Annotated in this window: 4 protein-coding genes; all 4 read right to left on the bottom strand. The window is 37.6% G+C overall.

All coding sequences use genetic code 11. The annotated features are described in order from the left end of the window. Window positions 1–336 precede the first annotated feature (336 nt). The gene (locus ACQR30_RS16335) at window positions 337–1,014 is read right to left on the bottom strand and encodes a DUF4998 domain-containing protein (RefSeq protein WP_429736826.1); all 678 of its coding nucleotides are present in this window, start codon (window positions 1,012–1,014) and stop codon (window positions 337–339) included. Window positions 1,015–1,116: 102 nt separating this feature from the next. Then, window positions 1,117–2,352, bottom strand: coding sequence for a DUF5000 domain-containing lipoprotein (locus tag ACQR30_RS16330; RefSeq protein WP_429736825.1), 1,236 nt, complete (start codon window positions 2,350–2,352; stop codon window positions 1,117–1,119). A 27-nt stretch (window positions 2,353–2,379) separates the two neighbouring features. Further along, complete coding sequence (locus ACQR30_RS16325) at window positions 2,380–4,254, bottom strand: RagB/SusD family nutrient uptake outer membrane protein (protein WP_429736824.1); 1,875 nt, start codon at window positions 4,252–4,254, stop codon at window positions 2,380–2,382. A 29-nt stretch (window positions 4,255–4,283) separates the two neighbouring features. After that, window positions 4,284–7,048 (bottom strand): SusC/RagA family TonB-linked outer membrane protein (locus ACQR30_RS16320; RefSeq protein ID WP_429736823.1); only part of this gene is annotated, 2,765 nt, incomplete at its 5' end.

Below are 7,048 nucleotides of genomic sequence, written 5' to 3'. Positions count from 1 at the left end.
AATGACGAAATTTAATAATACAACTTCCAGGGTGTCCCAGTGTCAAAGTCAGGAGGCGGATACAAAACAGCGTAAGAATTATCTTTCTGACTCTCCAGTTATGTGCATAAGGACTATCCGAACTGTTATTTAACGCCTAAAAACTTTATAAAAAAGGAGCCTAAAACCCATCCATTGCTTTAGCTTCGGATGGGATGGGATGTAAGCGACAAAAGCTAAGCTTGTGAAAGAATAGTATCTGGTTCTGAGGCTTCCCGACAATTGTGGTTCGATAACTCCAACAAAGCGTTATTCTCCGTTCATTTGTTTCAATAAATATTTTAGCACATTATCACCCTATTGAGGGATTAAAATGGAGTCATATTTAGATACATAAAAGGTATCTGGCGAATTGGTAATAGGTAAATAGCTCGATTTATAGTAAATGTATGTATTAGGCATGTATTGAGCAATAACTGATGATTTACTTGTAGGGCTCAAATCGAAGATCGTTTGCTGCCCTGATAAATTGGTAAATCGAATTTGAGTGTTTATATTCACTGTATCAGGCTTATTCCATTGAATAGTAACGGTATCATTGGAATATGAGTAAGTGCTGTATATTCTATTTTTTAAACTTTTTTGATAGTAGTTTCCATATACCCTAACCGGATTTAATTTGATAGGAATAGATTTATTGCCTGCGCTATCTAAAGAATAAAATGTAAAGTCATATTCTTGCGTTTCCTTCAAGTTATCAAAATATATTTGTTGTACGCTGTCAGGATCTAAAGTAGTTGCATTGACAGATATGGAGTCTAAATTATGATTCCAGTATATCATATACTTCGCAATTGTTTTATCAGGACTGGGATTCCAATACATTAGTACTCGATAATTACCTCCAACGGCTTTTAGTTTAACAGTGCCTGGATAAATAATTTCGTGATTGCTCAAATATTTTTCATAATCAGTAGGTTTATTACAACTCACAGCAAAAGAAACTATCAGACACATCAATATTATACTTTTCATAAGTGTTTTTTATTTAATTTATCGTTTGGGAATCTTTGGTTCTATTTGAACAAAATAAAATAAGGATTTTTTGCTAAGCCGATTTAATTTTATGAAAAGCAACTATTGCGGTTCCCCAAAAAATGTAAGCTCGCGTACTATACAAAGCACCTTTTGCGAAAAAGATCCTTCGGATGAAAATCTTATGCACCGTACTGGTGGATTATCAGGAGCAAAGTCGTAGTCCCATCCTGCTGCAACAAAAGCTTCATCGGCACTAGTCGCTGATCCATTCGGTTGGGTACCTGAAGGGCTTGGCAGATAAACAAAATTCCCTAAATTAATCCAATCACCCACAACAGTTCCCCGAGGGACACCTAGAGGTAATTGAACATCTGCGGGAATTGCTTTCTGAGATCCCCATATACTCCAATTCGTAGGATTCTCATTACCATAAGCAAAACTGCTTCTTTGCCAAATAGTGTACCTACTTAATTTGGCTGTAACACCTAAACTAAAAGTACAATATATAGGAAATTTACCGGAAGGCGGTGCAAGCCCTCTCCATGACGCCGATCCATCCTGGTTCGTAATTCCATCCCACAAACCGGCGACTGGCCATCCGCCCGAAATGGGCGCGTCGGTAGGGTATGCTGGGGTGAACTCCGAAAACAAACTTTTATCCAATTGCATTTCAGGAAGGGGTGTTAATGTAGTCAAGACCGTATCAGATGAATTTCCATACTGATCGACGACGCATGCGCCAAATAAATAGGGAATAGATGGATAACCTCTAACAGATCTAGTTATAATACTATCAGAACCGTTAAATTGATCAATAGGTAACATTTTTTTAGTTGCTGAATCATATTTTAGCAAAACTGTTCCTACAAGCTGCCCCGTATTATTCTTTGCCGTTATATAAGCGCCTCCAAATGTGGAAGATAAATGTATAGACTCATAAGACAATAAATATGGAGGGGTAGTTGGATGCACTGTAACCGTTACCGGGTCAGATTTTATTTTGGCCCGTGTTACAACGTTCAGTGTTACAGTATAGTCTTTGCTTTTGGCAAACCCTTTTGCAAAAATAGTATCCGTAAAATAGCTGTTGACAGATTGCTCCACTAAAGTATCATTTATTTTATAGGTCGCCAATACGTATAAGATATTTTTTGAATCTGGCAACGTATAAGTAAGGGTAGCCATTCCCGGACCATTTATTACCTTAACGTTAGAAACGGGTCCAGGCTTAGTTCTGTCTGTCGATACGACTTTGATATAATCGCTTTTCTTATCACAACCTATCTGCATATTCAGCAATAGCAAAAGAAAGAACAGGTTAATAAAATATTTCATATTCATTGATATTTAAAAATTGGAAGATTACCAATACAGATTTTGAACTAATTTAGGATTATTGAGCAGTACACTTGCGCTTAGCGGCCAAAAATAGGACTGCGGCCCAACCACGGGAATAAAAATATTTACCGGTTGAAAATATTGTGTTGCATTTGTCGCATATAAATAATTCCATCCCTGCACAGGACTAGAAAAAGTGGTTAAATATTCTTTCCATCGGCGTAAATCCCAACCAGCGTCTCCTTCGAAACATAATTCAATTCTTCGTTCTTGGTGGATGATACTCCTAAGCCCAGATTGAGATAAAGGCTTCGAAGGATTAGTCGAAAAATTCGCCCAAGACTGTACAACTCCTTGTAGTCCGGCCCTTGCCCTAACACTATCTATATACGCGTAGGCTACGGGGTTAGGGCCCTTTGACTCGTTTGATGCCTCTGCGTACAATAAATATAAGTCACTAAGACGCATTACAGGAGGATTATACGAAGATTGGGATAACCTTGAGCCACTAAAAGACGTAGTGTATGGAACCAATTTTTTAGCCCAATAACCAGTTAAATTCGATCTTGCACGAGAAGTACTGACAACATATTGAAGGGAATTCATGTCAGTAACGCCGTAACCATACCACACACCTCCATCAAAGGCAAGATCGGCATAAAATCTGGGCTCTCTGTCAAAATGCATCGATATAGTCTGATAGCCTTGGTGGATATAATACTTATTAGCGGCGTCTCCAGTACGTAGGGTATATCTTTCTGAATAGTTCCAAGTTTTATCTTCGTTTATAGGTACACCATCTTTCGTATAAAATAGTTCTGCCATCGCAATGGGTGCCGCCAGCACAGCATCATCATCGTGAGCTTGCGAACCTATTGATGCAGTGGAAATAGAAGGGCAATACCAACCTTGGTCTAAACATGGAGTATTTCCGGGCCAAATATCTTCACCAATTAACGCTGTTGCGGGGAAATTAACGGGTGCCTGAATAGATAATAATCTTACAATAGAGTCGTTAATAAATGAGGTCGATTGAGGTATATATTTATATAAACTTATTCCCTGATTTTTACATGCATCTATTGCTGCCTTACAGGCGATTGTAGCAGAATCCCATTTGGCAGAGACCACAGACGGCGGAAATAAAACAGTTCCATCCTCGTTCTTTAATGCAGCTTCGTCCGAATTACCATTGAATAAGGGACTAGCCCATGTAACCATGGCCTTTGCTTTCAAAGCCAACGCCATTATCTGAGTAGCTCTTCCATATTCCTGTCCAGTATTTGTTATAGCAGGCGGCAAATCGGGTATCGCTTGGTCCAACTCCTCAAAAACATAATTGAAAATACTATCAATAGGAAAACGGGGAACCCTTACAACATCTGTGGGAGCATTTACTGGAATGTTCTCTTTCTCTAAAGGAACCGGGCCATACTTTCGAACTAAATAAAAATAATAGTACGCTTTTAAAAATTTAGCTTCGGCTGTCCATCTTGCTTTATCTGCCTCAGTTAAATCTGGAGGTTTACTTATATTCGCCAAAAGGGTATTACACCTATTTATTGCAATATAAATATTCTGATAATCATCTAAAACGGGAGATTGGACATTCAAAATGCCTCTTAATATTTGAAAATTTGCATTTGAAGACAATTCTTGGCCGGCGGTTAGGGGATATCTGTAAATCAATTCCCCAGAGGTACAAAAACCTAAATTGGATGTCAGGTTCTGCATTTGCTGCATTTGATAATAACAAGCGAAAAGGTAATTTTCCGTTTCAGTACGATTTCTAAAAGCATAATCAATTGTGGCAACATCGTCTGGTACTACATTTAGATATTTATTGCAAGAAGAAACTAATAACACTATAATGGCTAATAATATATTATTTTTTTTCATAACAACTTTGTTAAAATACATGAGTATGATTAGTTTATATTAATATTTACACCTATATCAAAAGATCGCTGGATAGGATAATTAAATGCGTTACCTCCCTGTTCTACATCCCATTCCTTAAAGGAGCTAAATAATAACATATTTAAACCATCGGCATAAAATCGGCAATTATTTAGGTGGTATTTTTTTAACCTATTGGAAGCTATAGTATAACCAAATTGAAGTGATTTTAATCGCAAAAACGATCCATTTCTTAACCACCATGTGCTTGATTGAAGATTATTTTTTATGGCATCCGATGTTACCCCTAACCGCGGATATTCAGCATATAGATTCTGATTGTTTTGCGACCAATGATTGTCTGCAAAAGATTTTAAAAGTTGTGTTGCGCCCGATGAACCATTTTCACCTCCGTTTATATACGGGCTAATTTGAGTAGGATCAAGGAAAAATGAAACCTTCCTATTACCTTGAAAAAAGACGTTTATATCGAACGATTTATACCTAAGACTTGCACCAAAACCATAGGTTATCTGCGGCACAGTGGGATCACCTATAGGCACTTCATCATCTCCTTGCGTTATTACCCCGTCTCCATTAATATCCCGATATTTTATATCTCCTCCCATTGGGAGTGCGCCACCAAAAGATTGTAAAGGTGAATTGGCAGCCTCCTGATTATCTGCAAATAAGCGTTCTGCAACAAAACCATAAGTTTGATTGATGAGTGTTCCAGCTTTCTTTCGCCAAGGTTCGCCTGGATAGTCAGGCTCTTCATATTTACCATAGCGAGACTGTGTAGCTGTAAGATTAGCTCTGCCACTTATACTTAAATCATTTGAAATTTGCTTCGAATAATCGATCTGAATATCTAGACCCTTGGAATTAGCACTTCCCAGGTTTGCCGCAACAGGTGCCTCCAATCCAAGAGCTTGTGGTACAACTCGCGTTTGATATATATTATACCTATATTGTTTGTATATATCAACGGAGACACTTAAACTTCTAAAAAATGTTACATCCACACCAATATTTGTCTGGCGGGAGGTTTCCCAAGTAATGTCTGGATTAGGGTAACCCAATGTTTGAATGCCACCATGTGTATAGCCATTGGCAGTTCCAAAACTTACGGGACTTCCTGCATCCAAAGTTAGATTGGACAAGTAAAAAAATCTTTGAGCACTTAATGCATCATTACCTGTGATTCCATAGGTCCCTCTTATTTTAAATCGAGAGATAACATTTTTAAGATCGTCCTTCCAAAAACTTTCGTTTGATACATTCCATGCGAGGCCCACGGATGGGAAAAATCCCCACCGATGATTTGAGTTAAAACGCTCACTTCCGTTATATCCGAAGTTACCCTCTAAAGAATATCTCCGATCGTAAGTATAAGAAATTTTCCCTGAACTATTGATGTTCCTATAAGGCAAAGATGCTGCGAGAGCGGAGTTATCTTGAAGATTTAATTGGCTATTGATTGTCTGTTCTCTGGATGCAACGTAAGTAACGTCCAATGTATGTTTTCCAAATGTTTGGTTATAGTTTAAAATGCCCTGGATGTAGGCTTGAGAAGAGACATTCTTAGAACCTGGTGAATAATCCAGATATTCTGTTGGAATGTCTCCGGTGGTTTGATTATTTATTAATTGCAAATTATAAATATTACTAACTTGGTTATAATTCTGGACTTGATAATAAAATGGATTATATTGCCTAGACGCACTGTAATAAGAATATCTGTTTAACGAAAATATTCCGGAAAAACTTAAGCCGGAAACAATAAAATCCAATTTTTGATTCAAATCGACTTGAGCATTTATAGTAGATTGCGTATACTGTGAATAACCTTTTAATAGATCTGCATAAGGGTTATCAAACGAAATATTAGTATTGCCGCCGAGACTATAATTCCCAAAAAGAACATGATGTGTAAACTTGTTAGCAGAATCAGGTTGAAAATATGCGGGAAACAACACCGGGCTAGTATGCATAATACGATCATACAAATCCGTCGCACCGCTTGGATCAGAGGTTATCGGACCATTATAATCGTCAAATACGCCTCCGATTTTTAAAGACAACACTGTCGTTTTAGTCAAGTTTACATCAATATTAGATCGAAGTTGAGAAGACTGCAATCGCACATTGTTATTAAAATTATTAACCGGGCTAACCTTCAAAATCCCATTATTCAAATTATATGACCCAGAAATATAATATACCGCTACCTTGCCACCACCACGTACACTCAAATTTGCTCTCCGGTTGCTTGTATATTTTTTAAATAAAGAACCTAACCAATCCACCGCAGGATATACATATGGATTGCTTCCAGCGGCATGGTTAAGTGTTTGTTGCGTATTATATATTTTATTGGCATCGAATTGTGGTATAACTCTCGGGTCTCTCGTTACTTGTCCTTCATTATAGTCTTTCATATAAGTAATGGGATCGGCTATTTTTATATTCTTCGTTGGAGACGAAATGAAATTATCAAAATTGAAGTTGACATTTGCCTTTTCCATTTTCCCCTTTTTTGTTGTAATAAGCAATACCCCGTTAGCTCCCCTCGACCCATATAGAGACGTTGACCCAGCGTCTTTTAAGATTGAAAATGATTCAATATCGTCGACTTGTAGCCTAGCCAGATCCGTCGTAGATGATTCAATATTGTCAATTAAAATTAACGGGTTAGCATTATAACCAAAAGTTGTTACTCCTCTGATAAAAAATTGAGAATTATCATAACCTGGTTGACCACCGGGCTGATAGGCGATAATTCCCGCGGCTT

Source organism: Arachidicoccus sp. (assembly GCF_050436765.1).
Taxonomy (GTDB): domain Bacteria; phylum Bacteroidota; class Bacteroidia; order Chitinophagales; family Chitinophagaceae; genus Arachidicoccus.
This window is presented reverse-complemented; position numbering and strand designations above follow the sequence as displayed.